Consider the following 18,322-nt stretch of genomic DNA (forward strand, 5'->3'; position numbering starts at 1 on the left):
TCACCCGCACCCCCACCCGGCCGGCCCGGGGGCACACCCTGCCCCCGGGCCGGCACCGGCGTTCCGGCCCCCGTAAACCGTTTGACCCGGCGTCATGCCCGAGGCTGCACTGTGCCGGGGCGCCGCGGCGTGTGGCGCCGGCCGTCCAGGGGAGGCAGCAGCACCGATGGAGATCCGTTCCACGACCGACCAGGACCTCAAGGTCTTCGTCGACACGCTCCACGCCGCGTTCGGACTGTTCCCGGAGACGCCGGCCGAGGACGGCGGCGGAGTCTGGTGGTCGGTCTACGAGATGGACCGCAACCTGCTCGCCGTGGCGCCGGACGGACGGCCGATCGGCACCGCGGGCGCCTACTCCTTCGAACTCACCCTGCCCGGCGGGGCCCTCGCCCCGGCCGCCGGGGTGACCGCGGTCGGCGTCCTGCCCACGCACCGGCGCCGGGGCGTGCTCACCGCCATGATGCGCCACCAGCTGGAACAGCTGCGCGAGCGCGGGGACTTCCTCGCCGTCCTGCTGGCCGCCGAGGCGCCCATCTACGGGCGGTTCGGCTACGGACCGGCGACGTACACGGCGCGGCTGACGGTGCCGCGCCGGCAGGCCGCCCTCACCCCGCTCCGGGCGGGGCACCCGGCGGACACCGGCTCGGTCGAACTGCTGCCGCGCGCCGACTGCGGCGAGATCCTGGAGGAGGTCTACGACCGGTACCGCCGCACCCAGCCCGGCGCGCTGTCCCGGCCGCACCGCTGGTGGGCCTCGGGCGCGGGGAAGCCCCCGATCGCACCGAAGCCGCGCTACGTCGCCGTCCACCGGGACGCCGACGGCGTCCCGGACGGCTACGCCAGCTACGAGCTCGGCTCCGGCGCCCTGACCGTCGACGAGACCATCGCCACCGACGACACGGCCCACCACGCCCTGGTCCGGTGCCTGCTCGGGCACGACCTGGTCGACCGGATCGTGTTCCGGCACTTCACGCCCGACCACCCGCTGCGCTGGCAGCTCGCGGACTTCCGCGCCGCCGAGCTGAGCGGCGACACCGACCAGCTCTGGGTGCGGCTGCTGGACGTCCCGCGCGCCCTGACCGCGCGCGGCTGGTTCGCCGACGGCGAGCTCGTCCTCGACGTCGACGACCCGTTCCTCGGCGAACGGGGCCGCCACCTGCTGACCGTCCGGGACGGCAGGGCCGAGTGCGTCCCGACGGACCGGGCGCCCGACCTCTCCCTCGACGTGCGCGACCTCGGCGCGATCTACCTCGGCGGCACCGCCCCCGGCACCCTGGTCCGCGCGGGCCACATCCGCGCCCACCACCCCGCCGCCGCACCCCTCGCCGACACCCTCTTCCGCGCCGACCGCCAGCCGCACACCGTCCACTGGTTCTGACCCCGCCGAGGCGGAGTGGGAAGTCGGCCGATCCGACTTCCCACTCCTACCACCGCCCCCCTCAGCCCCGTAGCCGGGTGTTGAGGCGGGCGGCCTGGCGGGTGAGGTGGTCGCGTTCGGCGAGACTGGTGGCCCGCCGGGCGGCCTCGGTGTAGAGCCGGGCCGCCGTCGCCGGGTCGCCGGCGCGTTCGTGGAGGTACGCCGCCACCGCGTCGTACCGGGGCAGGGCGGCATCGAGGGCGGCCAGCGCGGCGAGTCCGGCCTGCGGGCCGTCCGCCTCGCCGACGGCGACCGCGCGGTTGAGCCGGACCACCGGGCTGTCGGTGAGCCGCACCAGCTCGTCGTACCACTCGACGATCTGCACCCAGTCGGTCTCCGCCGCCGTCGGCGCGTCCGCGTGCAGCGCGGCGACGGCGGCCTGGGCCTGGAACTCCCCCAGCCGGTCCCGCGCCAGGGCCGCCTGCAGGATCCCGACGCCCTCCGCGATCGCCGCCGCGTCCCACCGGCCGCGGTCCTGTTCGGCGAGCGGCACCAGGCTGCCGTCCGGCGCGGTCCGGGCGGCCCGCCGGGCGTGGTGCAGCAGCATCAGGGCGAGCAGTCCCGCCACCTCGGGGTGGTCGATCGCGGCGGCGAGCTGCCGGGTGAGCCGGATGGCCTCGGCGGCGAGGTCGACGTCCCCGCCGTACCCCTCGTTGAAGACCAGGTAGAGGACGCGCAGCACGGTGGCGACGTCGCCGGGCCGGTCGAGCCGCACGCCCGCGACGGTGCGCTTGGCCCGGCTGATCCGCTGCGCCATGGTCGCCTCGGGCACCAGGTAGGCCTCAGCGATCTGCCGGGTGGTGAGCCCGCCGACGGCGCGCAGGGTGAGCGCGACGGCGGACGCGGGCGTCAACGACGGGTGCGCGCACAGGAAGTAGAGCTGCAGGGTGTCGTCCCCGGCGGGCACCGGCCCGGGGGCCGGCTCCTCCTCGACGAGGTCCTCGCGCCGCCGGCGGGCGCTGTCCGCGCGCGCGACGTCGAGGAACTTCCGCCAGGCCACGGTGACCAGCCAGCCCTTCGGGTCCCGCGGGCGGTCCTCGGGCCAGCGGCGGACGGCCTCGACCAGCGCCTCCTGGACGGCGTCCTCGGCCGCCGCGAAGTCGGCTCCGCGGCGGACGAGGACGGCGAGCACGCCCGGCACCAGGCTCCGGAGCGGGACGTCATCCATGGCACTCATCCACGGCACTCATCCACGGCACTCATCCATGGCACTCGTCGATGGTCGGCGGCGCGGACAGGAACGGGCGCAGCTCCAGCCACTCGTGGATCGGCTTCCCGCCCTGGCCGGGGGCGGCGGACAGTTCCCCGGCCAGTTCGACGGCCCGCTCGTAGCTGTCGACGTCGATGACCATCCAGCCGGCGATGAGGTCCTTGGTCTCCGCGAACGGGCCGTCGGTGACCGGCGGCCGCCCCTCTCCGTCGTACCGGACCCAGGTGCCCTCGGGCGCGAGCGCCTGGCCGTCGACGTACTCGCCGGTCCCCTCCAGCCGGGCCGCGAAGTCGCGCATGTACTGGATGTGCGCCGAGATCTCCTCCGGCGTCCACTGGTCCATCGGCGCGCAGTTCACCGCGGCCGGGGCACCCCGGTAGTGCTTGAGCAGCAGGTACTTGGCCATGTCGACCCTCTCCTCCGGACTGGTGCGACCCATTGTGGGCCGCGCTCACCCCTGGGACGGAGCGGGCCACGGGTTCTCGACATCACCGCCGGAAATTCTTTTTCCCTCTCTCAGGGCAGCGCGCGGTGCAGCCGCGGGGTGGCGGACGGGGCGGCGAGGGCCAGCGCGGCGGCGTGCCGGGGGCCGGCCGGGAGGTCGGCGACGGCCCAGCCGGGCGGACGGCGGGCGGGGTCGGCGGTGCCGAGGTAGTCGGCGGCGGGCGGGCGGCCGAGGCCGATGCCGAGGCCCTTGAGGTAGGCCTCCTTGCGGGTCCACAGCCGGGCGAACGCGCCGGGGCGGTCGGCCGCCGGAACGGCCGCGAGCTCGGTCTGTTCGGCCGGGTGCAGGACGCCCGCGAGGACCTCGACGCTGTCGGCGCCCGGGTGCGGTTCCACGTCGACGCCGACCGGGGCCGCCGCGACGCCGATCAGCACCAGGCCGCCGCCGTGCGACAGCGAGAAGTGGGTGCCGTCGGTGTCGGCCAGCCGCGGCCGCCCGTGCGGCTCGGCGCAGTCGGGGCAGGGCTCGCGGCCGAAGACCAGCGCCGCCGGGTCGACCGCCAGGCGCCGGCCGAGGACGCGCCGCAGGGCGACGTGGGCGACCAGGTAGCAGTGCCGGTCGGCGTCCCGGACAAAGCGCCCGGCCCGCCGCCGCTCCTCCGCGTCGAGGCTGCCGAGCTCGGCCGGGCCGACCGCCAGCTCGGCGGCGTCCAGCAGCCACAGCTCGACCGTCCGCTCCACCCCCGCCTCCACCTGCCCTCCCCCGTTCGTCACGTGCCGGCGTGCGCCTCGCGGAACGGCCCGGGCTTGCCGACCGGCGGCGCGACGGCCTCGCCGACGCCCTGCCGGCCGAGCTCCTCCAAGACGTTCTCCAGCAGCTCGGTGTCGCAGTAGATGTGCAGCTCGGTGATCTTCCCCCACTTGATCCGGACGACGTGCACGCCCTGGTTGGAGTAGCGGTTGCCCTCGCGGTCGGTGAGGTGGTCGACCCATTCGGCGAACGCCACGGTGTCCCAGGGCCAGCCCTTGGCGACCACCTTCTTCAGCTCGAAGCGCAGGTCGGGCATGACCTCCGCGAGCCGGTCGTACCACCGCTGGACCTGCTCCGCCTGGTGCCGCCCGCCGGACAGCGCGTGCGAGCCGGAGAACCAGTGCTCCGCGTCGGGCGTGAACTGCCGGACGATGGCGGCGTAGTTGCCGCGGTTGACCTCGGCGAAGGAGTTGCGGAGGTTGCGCCGGACGATGGCGTGGTACACGTTTCCCACCTCGGGTCGGTGTCGTGACGGTGCATCAAGAACGCATCAGGAACGCGCCAGGAACTCTACGGCTTCTCGACGGCGAGCGGCGGCGCCCCGCCCTCGCGCAGGCCGAAGCGTTCGTACAGCCACCGCAGCGGGGCCGGCGCCCACCAGTTCCAGCGGCCGAACAGGCGCATCAGCGACGGCACCAGCAGGGCCCGGACGATGGTCGCGTCCAGCAGCACGCCGAGGGCGGTACCGAGGCCGAGTTCCTTGATGAACACGATCTCCGAGGTGGCCAGCGCGCCGAGGGCGACGCAGAAGAGCAGGGCGGCGGCGGTCACCACGCGTCCGGTGCGGCCGAGCCCCTGGGCGACCGACTCGGTCTCGCCGACGCCGGCGTCCCGGGCCTCCTTGATCCGGGCGAGCAGGAAGACGCCGTAGTCGGTGGAGAGTCCGAAGACCATCGCGAACAGCAGCACCGGCTGGGTGGCGTCCAGGGCGTCCTGCGCGGAGGTGCCGAACAGCCCGGCGAGGTGGCCCCATTGGAAGACCACGACCAGGATGCCGAAGGTCGCCGCGAGGGTGAGCAGGTTCATCACGACGGCGGTGAGCGGCAGGATCAGCGAGCCGGTCATCAGCAGCAGCACCAGCATGCTGGTGAGGAAGACGATCAGGGCGGCGGCCGGGAGGTGGTCGACCAGGCTGGCCTTGAGGTCGACGAAGGTGGCGGTCTGCCCGCCCACCAGCAGCTCATCCGGACTGGCCGGGCCGCCCAGCGCGCGGACCTCCTTGACCAGGTCCTGGCTGGTCTCGCTGAGGCCGCGCTCCCTGGGGGTGACCTGGATCAGCCAGGTGTCGCCGTTCAGCGGCAGGGCGGGCGAGACGGCGGCCGCTCCGGGCAGTGCGGCGATGCCGCCGCGCAGGGCGTCCACCCGGCCCTGCGCGGCGGCCGGGTCGCCGGGGGCGGTGGCGACCACGACCTGGACGGCCTCCAGCGGGTCGGCGGGGAAGTCGGCCCGCAGGGTGTCGGCGACGGCCCGGCTGCTCGCGCCGGTGGGCAGCGAGCCGGGGCCGACCGAGGTGAAGGCGACCTTGAGGAAGGGCAGGCCGAGCGCGATCAGCAGCACGCTCGCGCCGATCGCGACCAGCGGCGCGCGCCGCATCACGCCGCGGGCCAGGGTGAACCAGCCGCCGGTGGTGTCCTCGGGCGATTCGAGCGAGCGGCGCCAGCGGGCCGGGGCCAGGAAGTCGATGTGCCGGCCGAGCAGCCGCAGCAGGGCGGGCAGCACCAGCAGGGCGACCAGCAGCGCGGAGGCGGAGACCAGCAGGCCGCCGACGGCCATCGAGTAGAGGAAGCGCTGCCGGAAGACGAACAGCGAGGCCATCGCGGCGCTGACGGTCAGCGAGCTGAACAGGATGGTGCGGCCGGCGGTGTGCAGGGTGACGGTGACGGCCCGCGAGACGTCGGGGTCGACGGTCAGCTCGCTGCGGAAGCGGGAGACGATCAGCAGGCTGTAGTCGATCGCGAGGCCGAGCCCGAGGGCGGTGACCAGGTTGAGCGAGAAGATCGACATCGGGGTGACGAACTGGTCGACCAGCCGCAGGCCGAGCAGCGTGAGGACGACGTTCAGCCCGCCGATGACCAGCGGCAGCGCGGACGCCACCAGGCTGCGGAAGATCCACAGCGAGAGCAGGAACAGCAGCGGGAACGCCAGCAGTTCGGCTCGCTGGAGGTCGTGCTGGACGGTGCTGACGACCTGGTTGCCGACCACCTCGCTGCCGCCGAGCCGGACGTTCGGGTTCCCGTCGAGCTTCTCGGCGAGCCGGTCGACGGCGTCCTGGTAGCGACTCCCGGCGTCGTCCTTGAGCCGGCCGACGACGGCGGTCTGCCGGCCGTCGTGGGAGACCAGGTTCCGGTCCTGGGTCCGGTAGTACGTCAGGACGTCTGCGAACGTGGGGTCGCCGGCCATCAGGGCGGCGACCTTCTCGGCCTCGTCCCGGGTGCGCGGGTCGTCCACCGGGGCACCGGTGGCGACAAGGGCGATGACGCCCCCGTCGGCCTGGATGCCGGTGGCGGCGCCGATCCGGTCGTCGGCCCGGACGCTGCCGGAGCCGGGGGTGACGAAGTCCGGGTTGCCGCCGGTCAGCGAGGTGACGACGGGCGCGCCGAAGACGGCGGCCAGGACGGCGACCAGGACGCCGCACAGCACCATCAGCCGGGCGTGCCGGTTCGCCGACCGTGCGATCAGGTCCATCATGCGTGGCTCCTCAGCCGGGTCTCCGCCGACGCGACTCCAGCACCCGCCGACGTCCCCGCCGACGTCCCCGCCGGCACCGCCGCCGCCCCGGCCGGGGGCCGGACGTCCATCCGCCGGACCAGCTTGCGCAGCAGGGCCCGGTAGGAGAAGTGCTCGACCTGGAGCCAGTGCCGCTCGGAGTCGTAGTACCGGATGCCGCCGTTGAGCGCGGCCCCGGACTTCGGCGTGGTCTTGGCCTGCTTGAACCACACGGCCCGCTGCGGGTCGGTCCGCAGCAGGTGGAGGTAGCGGGCCATGAGCTGGGACTGGTAGTCCATGATCGGCCAGTTGCCGGTGGAGGTCTGGAAGTAGCCGATGACGAAGAGGTTGTCGTATTCCGGGTGGAAGGCGCTCAGGTGCAGCTGCGGGGTGCGCCCGTTCCAGTTCAGGTACTTGCGGTCGATGAACGGGAACTCGGTCATCCGGTAGCCGGTGGCGTACACGATGACGTCGAACTCCTCCTCGGTGCCGTCGGTGAACTTCACCCGGTCGCCCAGGAGTTCGGCGATGTCCGGCTTGGCGGCGATGTCCCCGTGGCCGAGGTGGTAGAGCAGCGTCGAGTTGATGACGAAGTGCTCCTCCAGCAGCTTGTGCGAGGGCTTCGGCAGGCCGTACTGCTCCGGCCGGCCGGCGCTGTTCAGGCGCAGGAAGAGGTTGCCGAAGAGCCGCACCACCGGCCGCGGCATCCGCCACTTCAGGACGTTCTCGTAGAGCACGTCGGTCGGCATCCCGAACAGGTACTTGGGCCAGTAGTAGCAGCCGCGCCGGATGCTCAGCGCGGTCGAGACCGCGTTCTGCGAGGACTCCACCGCGATGTCGCAGCCCGAGGTGCCGCCGCCGACCACCAGCACCCGCTTGCCGCGCAGCGGCTCCGGGTCGCGGTACTCGCAGGAGTGGATCGTCTCGCCGTCGAACTTCCCCGGGTAATCGGGCATCCGGGGGCTCCAGTTGTGGCCGTTGGCGATCACCACCCCGCCGTAGCGGCGTACTTCGCCCCCGTCGAGGGTGACGAACCAGTCCGGCGAGCCGTCCCGGCGCTCGATCCGCTCCACCGTCCGGTCGAACTCGACGTGTTCGTACACGCCGAAGTGCTCGGCGTACGAGCGCAGATAGCTGTACGCGTGCTCGCGGCCGAGGTAGGTCGGGAAGTGCGCGGGGATCGGGAAGTCGTCGTACTGGATGTAGGGCTTGGAGGTGATCAGGTGGACCGAGTCGTAGGCGGCGCTGTAGGAGTTGCCGCCGTACCAGTTGCCGCCGACGTCGCCCGCGCGTTCGATCACGTCGAACTCGATGCCGAACTCCCGCAGGTTCTTGCCGGCGGCCAGGCCGCCCGCCCCGGCGCCCACGACGCAATACGCAGTGGACCGGTCAACGATCGTGGTCAACGGTTCCCCCCGGTGGTGGTGGAGTCGTGTGCCGTCCGGCACGTGGTCGTGGTCGAGGCGACGGAGCAACGGCGCGGCGGCGCGGGCCGCCGCGCCGTCAGCGGAAGCGCAGGCCGGTCAGCTGGAGCAGCGACCGGCCGACCCGGTCGCCACCGGCCGGGCGGTGCCCGGTCCAGTCGCGGCCGTCCGGCGCGCCGACCAGCAGGCCGGTCCCGCCGGTGCGGGCCGGCGGCTCGGCGCGCAGCCGCTCCACGGTGAGCCGCCGGGCGGCGTCCGCGAGGCCCGGCTCGTCCCGGACCTGGCAGAGCCAGGCGGCCCGCAGCACGTTCTCCAGCTGGTTGAGCGGCAGTTCGGAGCCGGGGGCCGGCGAGGTGAGCAGCAGGTCGGACATCCGGCCCGGGTCCGCGGTGGCGCACCAGCGACCGGTGTCCGGGTCGCGCCGCCAGGCGGCCAGCCGGAAGGCGTGCCCGGTCCAGCCGAGCCCGCCGCCGGGCAGCGGCAGCAGTTCAGTGCCAGCCGAGAGACCCGTCCCCTCGGCCCAGCGGCCGGTCAGCGACTCGGGCAGCACATCGGTCAACGGCTCGGCCTGGAAGACCAGTTCGGCGGCGGCCAGGCGCCGTCCGGACCGTTCCAGGGTGACCGCCACCCGCCAGCTGCCGTCCTCCGCCCAGCGCCCCTCGGCGTGCCGGACCAGCTCCGCCGCCCGCCGCCCCGGACCCATCCTTAGCTCGGCCAACTCGACGGCCAGGTCCCGCAGTTCGGCGAACCGCAGCTGGTCCCCCTGCTCCGGCAGCACCCACTCCCCGGCGGCCCGCAGGTACTCCAGGACCAGCGAGACCGGCAGCGCGGGCTCCCCGTCGACCCGGAAGTCCTCGCAGCACGGCAGTTCCTCGGCCCGCAGCAGGTGGGCCGTGGAGAGCGCCCCGTACGGCCGGAAGGTCAGCGGCTCGCCCAGGTAGTGCCGGCTGGTGGCGAGCCGCTCGATGCCGGGCAGCCCGGTGTCCTGCCGGTAGCCGCGCAGCACGGACGGCAGCATCGCCGGACCGACGTCGCCGATGAAGGTGGACTCGCCGCTGCCGCCGCCGAGCAGTTCGCGCTTCCAGTGGTACAGGCCCTCGCGGACGTCGACCGCCGACATGTAGCGCAGCGTCGCCTCGTAGTTGGTGATCATGCCGAGCCGTTCCCAGGTCGGCCAGCAGACCGTGGAGACCGGCGTGCGCCGCTCCCGTCCGGGCTGCTCGCCGTCCTGCGAGGCCCACAGGCCGAGCCGGCTCAGCGCCTCGTTGGCCGCCCCGTAGTCGAGCTGGCCGACCATGCCGCCCCAGCGGCCGGTCAGCGATCCGGTGCTGCAGAAGAACGCGAGCGGCGGCCGGTCGGCGACGGCCCGCAGCAGGTTGAGGAAGCCGCCCACCTTGACCCGGACCACCCGGGAGAGGGTCTGCTCGCTCTTGCCGGGCAGCCGCACCGGGACGTCCAGGCCCGCGTTGTGCACGACGCCGACCAGCCGGTCGCCGGCCGCCGCGACCAGCCGCCCGACCTGCTCCGGGTCGGTGATGTCGCACTGCACGTACTCGATCCGCAGGCCGTCCGCGCGGGCCGCGGCCAGGTTGGCCCACAGCTCGCGCTCCTGGGCCAGCTTCTCCAGCGCGGCCCGCACCTGCGGCACCCGGCGCCCGGCCACCGCCTCGCGCAGCCGCTCGTCCCGGTGCTGCCGGAACTCCCGGTCGTCCAGCGCCAGCGCCGGGACGCTCGCCGCGTCGGGGACCGCCCCGCGCCCGCTGACCAGCACCCGGGCGCCGAAGTCCTCGGCCAGCGAACGGGCGAGGGCGAAGCCGATGCCGCGCCCGCCGCCGGACATCACCACGGTGTCGCCGGGCCGGATCGCCCGGCGCGGCGGACCGGGCTGCGCGTGCCGGGCCCGCAGGCTGTACCGGCGGCCCGCGTGGTAGCCGATCTCGAACGCGCCCCAGCGGTACAGCTCCCGGCTGACCAGCTCGCCGATGCTCTCCGCCGAGTGCTCGGCGGTGAGGTCGAGGATCCGGATGTTGCAGTTGGGCAGCTCCCGGGGCAGGCCCTTGGCGAGCCCGGCCCAGAGGCCGCCGAGCGGCTGCTCGACCCGGTCCGGGCCGAAGCCCATCCGGCCGCCGAGCCAGGTGACCGGCAGGTAGAACAGCCGGTTCGCGTCGGTCTCGGCGATCCAGTCCGGGAAGCAGGCCTGGAGCAGCGCGACGGTCTGCCGGAAGGCGCCCTCCCAGCTGTCCGCGCCGGCCCGGTCGAAGGACTCCTCGACGTTGAGGTCGACGATCCCGTCGAGCCGCCCGGCCGCGGCGTGGAAGGCCGCGGTGGACGGGCCGAACCCGCCGGTCTCGCCCTCGGCGGGCGGGGCGAGGCGGTGCGCGCTCGCCCCGGCCGCGGTCAGCGCGGCGCCGACCGCGGCGGCGGTGGCCTCCCGGCCGCCGATCACCGCGATCGAGCGTCCGCGCAGGCCCGGGGCGGCGCCCGGCGGGAGCGCGGCGGTCTCCACCGGCTCCCACACGTGGCGCTGCACGGGCCGCACCGAACCGTCGTCCGGGTAGTCCACCACCGGCGGGGCCAGCAGCTCGGCCAGGGTGGTCGGTTCGGTCAGGGTCATCGCTTCCTCGGCTCCACGACCAGGCGGATGCCGTCCATCGGCCGGAACGAGACCAGCGTGCCCAGGGTCAGCGGGTGGTCGGGGACGACCCGCAGCCGGAACCGCTGGGCCACCATCGCCAGCGTGAGGTGCGTCTGCACCAGCGCCATCTGGTTGCCGATGCACTTGCGCTGACCGCCGCCGAACGGGAAGTAGGCGAAGCGCGCCTGCTGCGCCCGGTTCTGCTCGGTGAACCGCTCCGGGTCGAAGCGGTCCGGGTCGACCCAGAAGTCCGGGTGCCGGTGGGTGACGTAGGGCACCATGAAGACGCTGCCGCCGGCCGGGATGTGCCAGCCGTTGACCTCGTCCTCCTGCACCGCGTCGCGCGGGTAGACCCAGATCGGCGGGTGCAGCCGCAGCGTCTCGTCGGCGACCATCCGGGTGTACGGGAGCTTCTCCAGGTCGGCGATGCCGGGCGTGCGCCCGCCGAGGACCTGCTCGACCTCCTCGTGCAGCCGCTCCTGGGCGTCCGGGTCCTTGGCGAGCTCGTACAGCGCCCAGGCCAGACCGGTGCCGGTGGTCTCGTGACCGGCCATGAAGACGGTCATGATCTCGTCCCGGATCTGCTGCCGGGTCCACTCGCCGTCGGACTCGTCGCGCGCCTGCAGCAGCAGGCTGACCAGGTCGGTCAGCCCCTCGTGCCGGCCCGCCCGGTGGGACTCGACGATCCCGTCCACCACGTCGTACATGACCCTGCGGGCCCGGCGGATCCGCCGGTTGTACGGGATCGGGACGACCTCGGGGGTGAGGTGGTTGAGGGTGCCGCGGAAGACCATCGCCTCGATCGCGGTGACCATCGCCGGCCCGACCTCGTCGGCGACCGGGTGCAGGTCGGTGTCGAACATGACCTTGCCGAGGGCGCCGAGGGTCAGGTCCATCATCTCGGGCACCACGTCGACCTCGTGGCTGGCGGAGGCCGCCCGCGCCCAGCGGTCCAGTACCAGGGTGGTGGAGTCCGTCATGGTGGTCGCCATGTTGTCGATCGCGGTCCGGTGGAACAGCGGGTTGACCACCTTGCGGTGCTGCTTCCACTCGTCCCCGTCGAGGGTGAGCAGGCCCATCCCCATGAAGATCTTGAAGGCGTCGTAGCCCTTGCCGCGGATGTAGTTCTGGTTGTTGTCCAGCAGGACGTACCGGATGTTGTCCGGGTGGTAGTTGAGGTGGACGTTGAAGAAGCCCAGCGGCAGCCGGACCATGTCGCCGTAGGAGCGGCCCAGGTCGGTGAAGAGGGCCGGCGCGTTGCGCTGGAACCTCCGCAGGTTGCCGGGGACGCTGCGCAGGCCGCGCGGCCCCGGGGCGGGGCGCGAGGTGCGCGGGCCGGCGGCCTCGGCGGGGCGCCGGGCCGGCCGCCGCACGGGCGGGGTGCTCTGCGCGGTCTGCACGGCGTTCTGCACCGCGCTCTGCGGGGCGTTCTGCGGGGCGGCGGTCACCGGCGTCGGCTGCTCGCTCGCCGCGCCGGTCTCAGCTTTTCCCATCGCTGCCACCACCTCCGTGCTCTCGGTACCGCCGGTACTGCCGGTACTCGTGGTCGGTCCCTCGGAGGCCGCCGCGGCCACCTCCTCCGGGGTCAGGAACTTCCCGTTCCTGCGGTCGAGATAGCCCATCAGCGTCCAGTCCAGGTCCTTCATCTGGAGCAGGATCCGCCCGTCCGGCCGGACCGCGACGAAGCGGTTGCCGGCGCCCGCCGCGCGCCCGTCGGCCTCGGCCCCCGGCAGCACGGCGTACAGGTCGACCCGGCCGTGCCGTTCGGCGACCTGGCAGTCCCCGCCGTGCTCGTAGACGTCGATCCGGCCGATGCCCAGCGGGGCGGCCAGCGGGATCAGGTCGCCGTCGACCAGGGCGAGCACCCCGGTCCGGGCGAGGCCGTCGAGCAGCACCACCGGGATGCCGAAGCCGGCGAAGACCCGGTGGTCGGAGGGCAGTTCGAGGGTGTACGTGGCCCGCTTGCCGTCCGGGTGCAGCCGGGTGTCGGTGGTGGACACGAACAGGTCGGTGAGCAGCACCGGCGAACCCGGGATGTGGTACGGGTCGGGCACCGGCGTCTCGGCGGCCGGGTGCCAGGCCTGCCAGTGCGGCGCGTCGGGCAGGTCGCCCGCGAGCAGCACCCGCACCTCGAAGTGCAGCCGGTCCTTGACCAGGACGGTGCCGTTGGGCGCCACCACGTCGTGGCTGATCCGCACGGCCACCACGGCCTGGCCGAGGTCGGCCCGGCGCTCGACCAGCTCGGCGTGGATCCGCTTGCGCAGTCCGGCCCGGTCCGACTCGCGGACCTTGAGGAAGTGGTGGAAGCGCAGGTCCTCGAAGGCGTACACCTTCAGGTCGGGCACCAGCCAGGAGGCCGCCTCGAAGGCGATCTCGGTGACGAAGGTCCCCGGCAGGGTGGGCGCGTCGGCGACCCGGTGGTGCTTCAGGTAGTCGTCGGTCTCCAGGTCGAAGACCCGCTCGAAGGTGACCGAGTCCGCGGTGCGCGCCACGACCTCCCCGAGGTAGAACCCGGCCGGCCGCTCCGGCTCCTCCTCCTGCGGGGCCTGAACGGGCTCCTCCGGTACGCGGTTCCCGGTCGTGAGGAACCCGGGCAGCAGCCGGTCCACCGCCCGCCGTTCCGCCACGCCCAGGTGGACGGTGAGCGGCGACGGCTTCACCAGGTTCAGCTCCCGGACGAAGTGGTGCACGCCCTCCGCGGTGCTCATCGCGGAGTACAGGCCGCTCTTCTCGAAGTACGCCTTGGTCAGCTCGTTGGCACCGAGCCCGACCTCGCCCCACAGCGTCCAGCCCACGGTGAACTCGTGCTGGCCCAGCACCTGGTGGTGGTAGGTCGCGGCGGCCCCGAGGAAGTCGTTGCCCGAGGCGTAGTCGGCCTCGCCGATCTGGCCGGTCATGCCCAGCAGCGAACCGAAGTTGCACCAGGCCTTGGGCGGCCGGCCGCGCAGCGCCGCCTTGAGGTTGAAGTAGCCGCGCACCTTGAGGTCCCGGACCTGCCGGAACTCGGCCAGGCTCTTGGTCGCGATCGGCGCCGAACGGTTCAGCCCGGCCACGTTGACCAGCAGGTCGATCCGCCCGGCCTCGGCGTGGATCCGGTCCATCGCCGCCGTGACCTGGTCGCGGTCGGTGACGTCGCAGGGCACGTAGTGCACGGCGCCCGCGCCGCTGTGCTCGGCCATCCGGGCGAGGTTGCCCCGGATCACCCGCGCCTGGCCGATCCGCTCGTACGCGCGGTTGAGCTGCGCGGGGTTGCCCGCCTTCAGCGCGAGCTGCTTGCGGATGTAGTCGGCGCGGCCCTTGGCGAAGGCCTCGTCGTCCAGCTCCAGGTACTCCCGGGGGTGTTCGTCCACCGGGTTGCTGCCCAGCACGTACAGCCTGGGCCGGAAGTGCCGGGCGACCTCGGTCAGCAGCTCGGCGGTGATCCCGCGCCCGCCGCCCACCGCCACCACGACGCTGTCCGGGCCGAGAGCGGCCTCCCCCGGCGGCACCAGCTCGCCGGGCTCCTCCGCGAGGGTGACGGTCAGCCGCCGGCCGCCGTCGTAGTACGCGGTGGGCAGGCCGCGCCGGAACGCGGACTCCCGGGTCGCCTGGGCGACCCCGGCCGCGGCCTCCCGCTCGCCGGTGACCAGCGCGTAGGCCAGGCAGTGCGGCGCGTACTCCAGGTGGATCACCTTGAACAGACCGGTGAACATGCCTGTGAAGGGGTGCGGGGTGCCGTCGGTCAGCGCGCCGAGGAACAGCCCGACGCAGCTGGCGCCCCCGGCCTCGTCGGCCAGCGCCGCGTGCCGCTGCTGCACCACCAGGAACAGCAGCTCGTGCAGCGCCTGGACCGCCTCGGACCCGACCGGCTCCGGCGTCTGCCCGCCGGACAGGTCGGTGACCAGCCGGACGTGCCGGATCCGGTGCTCCGGATCGGCCTCGTCCAGCACCGCCCGGACGGCCTCCGCGTCCGCGTCCCGCAGGTACCGGACGCCCGGCCCGTCGGCGGGCACGGTGGACAGCACCAGGGTGCCCGCCGGGGCGCCGGCGGCGGTCACCGTCTCCGGCCGGTCGGTCAGCACCACGGTGGGCGCGGCGGGCCAGAACGGCAGCTCCGCGCGCACCGGCTCACCCGGGGTCCCGGTCAGCCCGGGCACCTGGCGGGTGATCAGCAGCGGCTCGTCGCCCCGGTAGAACTGCTCGTCGTAGAACTCGGACGGCACCTGGACCTCGCCGCCGTCGTCGACGGAGGCAGCACTGGCCGCGGACGGGCCGGCCGGCACCGGGGCCGACACCCGCACCGTGAGGTCGGGCGCGCCGTCCTCACCGCGGCAGACGACCAGCGCGTCCCGCTCGGCCGGCTCCTCGGCCAGCGCCTGCAGGATGCCGATCGCGCCCTCGGCGCCCAGGTAGCAGGCCGGCCGCGCGGTCCGCAGCGCCCCGCACTCGATGGTCGGGACCGGCTCCGCCGACTCCGCGGGCCGCTCCGCGTCCGTGAACGGGGTGTCCAGGTAGCCCAGGACCTCCAGTCCGGCGGCCGCGGCGGTCTCCTCGGTCACCAGGGCGAACAGGAACGCGCCCTCGGCCAGCACGGTCTCGGTGTCCAGCGCGTCGTCCAGCAACTGCCGCACCTCGTCGGTGCTGTTGCCGTTGATGCCGCCGACCAGGGCCATCGACAGCTCGCCCTGACGCAGGTAGCGGATCGCCACGTCGATCGCGCTCAGGGTCGACGTGAACCCCGTGTCGACCGTCATGTTGAGGCCCTTGAGGTCGAAGTAGTTGGCGACCCGGGCTGGGATCACGTTCGGCATCATGCCGGGGAAGGAGTCCTCGTTGGAGGGCGGGACCAGCCGCCGCACCTCGGACTTGAGCAGGTCCAGCGCCTGCGGCAGCCACGGCGCCGAGGCCAGGGAGGCGTCCGCCCGCAGCGCGATGGTGAGGTCGTCCAGGTAGCAACGGGCCGCGTACAGCGTGGCGTTGCGGGTCGCCCCCAGGTGGCCGAGCACCACGCCGGTGGTCTCGCTGTTGTCCTCCCAGAACGAGCCCAGGCTGTCGCGCAGCCGGTGCGCGCACTTGAGGATCATCAGCTGGCAGCGGTCGATGCCCCGCATCATGCCGGGGGGCATCCGCACCTGCTTGAACGACGGCAGCGGGTAGGTGTCACCGAAGGACAGCACCTCGGGCGCCGGCGCCCGCCCCAGCCAGGAGGCCAGGTCGTCGGCGGTCTCGGTGCCCGGCACGTGCGCGGTCCGGGCGACGATCGCGATCCGCTGCGGCCGCTCCTGCTCCCGCTCCTTCACCGGCGGCAGCGCGGCGGCGGCCCGCTCCTTCGCGGGCGGCTCCTGCACCACCAGGTGCGCGTTGGTGCCGCCGAAGCCGAAGCCGGAGACGGCCGCCGTCCGCCGGTGCCCGCCCCGCGGCCACGGCACCGCCTCGGTCGGCACCACCAGGTTGGACTCGCCGATCGCGAAGTCCGCCGGCGTCTCGGTGAACCGGTGCTGCGGCGGGATCACCTCGTGCCGGAAGCCCAGCACGACCTCGATCAGCGAGGCCACGCCCGCGGCCCAACCGGTGTGCCCGATCACGGACTTGTTGGAGGTGACGACCACCGGGGCCGCCCCCGGCCGGAAGCCGCCCAGCGTCTCGCGCAGGGTGGTGAACTCCGCCAGGTCGCCCGCCGGGGTGCCGGTGGCGTGCGCGACGATCCAGTCCGGCCGCACCTCGTCCATGCCCGGCCGGTCCAGCGCCCGCCGGATGGCGAGCTTCTGGCCCGCCGCGCTGGGCGCGTAGATGGCCTTGCCCTTGCCGTCGGAGGACGACCCGAAGCTGCGCAGGGTCGCCAGGATCCGGTCACCGTCCCGGCGCGCCTTGCCCAGCCGCTTGAGCACCACGGTCGCGGCGCCGTCCGAGAACAGCACCCCGTCGCTGGCCTTGTCCAGGGAGCGCACCTCGCCGCTCACCGACAGGCCGTTGAGCTTGGCGAACAGGATCGACCCGCGCGGCCCCACGGCGAACGAGCCGCTGCACACCGCGATGTCGTGCCGGCCCTCCAGCAGCCCCTTGAGGCCGAGGTCCACCGCGTAGAGCGAGGACGAGCAGGCGGTGTCGACGAGCAGCAGCTCGGCGTGCGACGGCAGGACGTCCCGCATCGCGTTGAGCCCCACCCGGTGCGGGAAGAACTGCAGCGGCTCGGGACCGCTGCGGGAGTAGTGCCCGGCCAGCCGCCGCTCGACGGCGCCGAGCGCCTCGGCGCGGTCCGCCGCCGACAGGCCGAGACCGTCCAGGATCGGCGCCAGCCGGCCGAGCACCCCGGCCCGGACGGTCGCCTCCTCCAGGTGCTGGCTGCCGTCCGCGGTGTAGCCGACCAGGAACGAGCAGCGGTCCTCGGGGGCGTGCGCGACGCCCTCCATGGCCTGCATCAGCGAGTGCCGCAGCCACAGCGTGGTCGACTCCACGGCGTCCGGGTCGGTCCCCGACTCGGCGAGCTCCCGGGCCAGTTGCGGGTGCGGCGCGAAGTCGGTGATGAACGCCGAGCGCTTGGAGTAGGTCTTGTCCTCGTCGCGCTTGTCGGCCGAGTGGAACTTGTCGTTGTCCCACCGGTCGGCCGGGATCTCGACGAACCGCTCGGCGCCGTGCATGAGTTCGTGCCAGTACTCGTCGAGGTCGTTGGCCCCGGGCACGACGATGCCCATGCCGACGATGGCGATCTCGTCATCGTCATCGTCGAACTCCGGCGCTTTCTCCTCCACTCGGGCGACCGCGACCGGCACCGGCTCGACTACGGCGACCGGCACCGGCTCCGCCGCCGTGACGACCCGCTCGGCCGCCTCGATGACCGCCTCCGCCGCCTCCGCCGTCCCGCGCCCCTCCGCCACCGGAACCGTCGCCGGCACCGGCCGGACCTCCGCCCGCGGCGGGGAGAGCAGCGCCTGCCCGGTGGACAGGCCGCCGTCGGCGAGGATCAGCTGGCCGGTGATCCAGCTCGACCGCGAGGAGGCCAGGAACGCGACCACCTCCGCCAGCTCCTCCGGATGGCCGAGGCGCCCCATCGGGGTCGCCTCGACGGTGGCCCGCTGCATCCGCTCGGCGTCCGGGAAGAGGTCCACGACCTCGCTGTACAGCAGCCCGGCCGCGGCCGTGTTGACCCGGATCCCGTCCCGCGCGTAGTCCACCGCGAGGTAGCGGGTCATCGCCTCCACGGCGGCCTTCGCCGGCCCGCAGGCCAGGTAGTTCGCCATCACGAACTGCCCGCCGCCCAGCGTGGAGATGTTGACGATGCTGCCGCCGCCGCGCTTGGCCATCAGCGCCGCGGCCCGCTGGGCGCAGGCCAGCCCGCCCTTGAGGTTGGTGTCGAGCGCCCGGTCGATGAGCTGCTCGGTGACCTCCTCGCCCGGCACCAGCGCGCCGTTCGCGGCGTTGTTGACCAGGATGTCGAGGCCGCCGAAGCGCTCCTCGATCTCGTCGAACATGCGGTCCACCTGACCGCGCACGGCGACCGACGCACGGATCACGTGCGCCTGCCCGCCGGCCCGCTCGATCTCCGCCGCGGTCTCCCGCGCGGGCCCGGGCGAGTGCAGGTGGTTGATGACGACCAGGGCGCCGTCGGCGGCCAACCGCTTGGCGATGACCTTGCCGACGTTCCGCGCCCCTCCGGTGACCAGGGCGATCTTGCCGCTCAGCTCCTGGGACACGGTCC

The 18,322-nt window shown here is 73.8% G+C and carries 9 protein-coding genes; 1 reads left to right on the forward strand and 8 read right to left on the reverse strand.

The features are described from left to right. Positions 1 to 166 precede the first annotated feature (166 nt). The gene (locus AB0N76_RS00870; protein ID WP_363552112.1) at positions 167 to 1,378 is read left to right on the forward strand and encodes a GNAT family N-acetyltransferase; all 1,212 of its coding nucleotides are present in this window, start codon (positions 167 to 169) and stop codon (positions 1,376 to 1,378) included. 61 nt (positions 1,379 to 1,439) lie between these two features. Here AB0N76_RS00870 and AB0N76_RS00875 read toward each other — a convergent pair whose 3' ends face one another. The 8 genes from AB0N76_RS00875 to AB0N76_RS00910 all read right to left on the reverse strand — a co-directional run bounded on the left by AB0N76_RS00875 (position 1,440) and on the right by AB0N76_RS00910 (position 18,317). Further along, a complete protein-coding gene (locus AB0N76_RS00875) occupies positions 1,440 to 2,585 on the reverse strand; it encodes a DUF6596 domain-containing protein (protein ID WP_363552239.1) in 1,146 nt (381 codons plus the stop codon). Between the two features lie 31 nt (positions 2,586 to 2,616). Continuing rightward, positions 2,617 to 3,033, reverse strand: coding sequence for a YciI family protein (locus AB0N76_RS00880; protein ID WP_363552114.1), 417 nt, complete (start codon positions 3,031 to 3,033; stop codon positions 2,617 to 2,619). 110 nt (positions 3,034 to 3,143) lie between these two features. Next, the gene (locus AB0N76_RS00885; RefSeq protein WP_363552116.1) at positions 3,144 to 3,845 is read right to left on the reverse strand and encodes a 4'-phosphopantetheinyl transferase superfamily protein; all 702 of its coding nucleotides are present in this window, start codon (positions 3,843 to 3,845) and stop codon (positions 3,144 to 3,146) included. Further along, entirely contained in the window at positions 3,842 to 4,327 is a 486-nt protein-coding gene (locus AB0N76_RS00890) for a nuclear transport factor 2 family protein (protein WP_363552118.1), read from the reverse strand. Before AB0N76_RS00890 ends, AB0N76_RS00885 begins: the two co-directional genes overlap by 4 nt. Before the next feature lie 65 nt (positions 4,328 to 4,392). Further along, positions 4,393 to 6,570, reverse strand: coding sequence for an MMPL family transporter (locus tag AB0N76_RS00895; protein ID WP_363552120.1), 2,178 nt, complete (start codon positions 6,568 to 6,570; stop codon positions 4,393 to 4,395). Next, positions 6,567 to 7,955 (reverse strand): NAD(P)-binding domain-containing protein, encoded by a 1,389-nt coding sequence (locus tag AB0N76_RS00900; RefSeq protein WP_363552122.1) that lies wholly within the window; start codon positions 7,953 to 7,955, stop codon positions 6,567 to 6,569. Before AB0N76_RS00900 ends, AB0N76_RS00895 begins: the two co-directional genes overlap by 4 nt. Before the next feature lie 136 nt (positions 7,956 to 8,091). After that, positions 8,092 to 10,626, reverse strand: coding sequence for a KR domain-containing protein (locus tag AB0N76_RS00905; protein WP_363552124.1), 2,535 nt, complete (start codon positions 10,624 to 10,626; stop codon positions 8,092 to 8,094). Further along, complete coding sequence (locus AB0N76_RS00910) at positions 10,623 to 18,317, reverse strand: cytochrome P450 (protein WP_363552126.1); 7,695 nt, start codon at positions 18,315 to 18,317, stop codon at positions 10,623 to 10,625. The genes AB0N76_RS00905 and AB0N76_RS00910 overlap by 4 nt, the downstream gene beginning before the upstream one ends. Positions 18,318 to 18,322: the final 5 nt, after the last annotated feature.

It is taken from the genome of Kitasatospora sp. NPDC093806 (assembly GCF_040683335.1).
In the GTDB taxonomy this organism is placed as follows: Bacteria; Actinomycetota; Actinomycetes; order Streptomycetales; family Streptomycetaceae; genus Kitasatospora.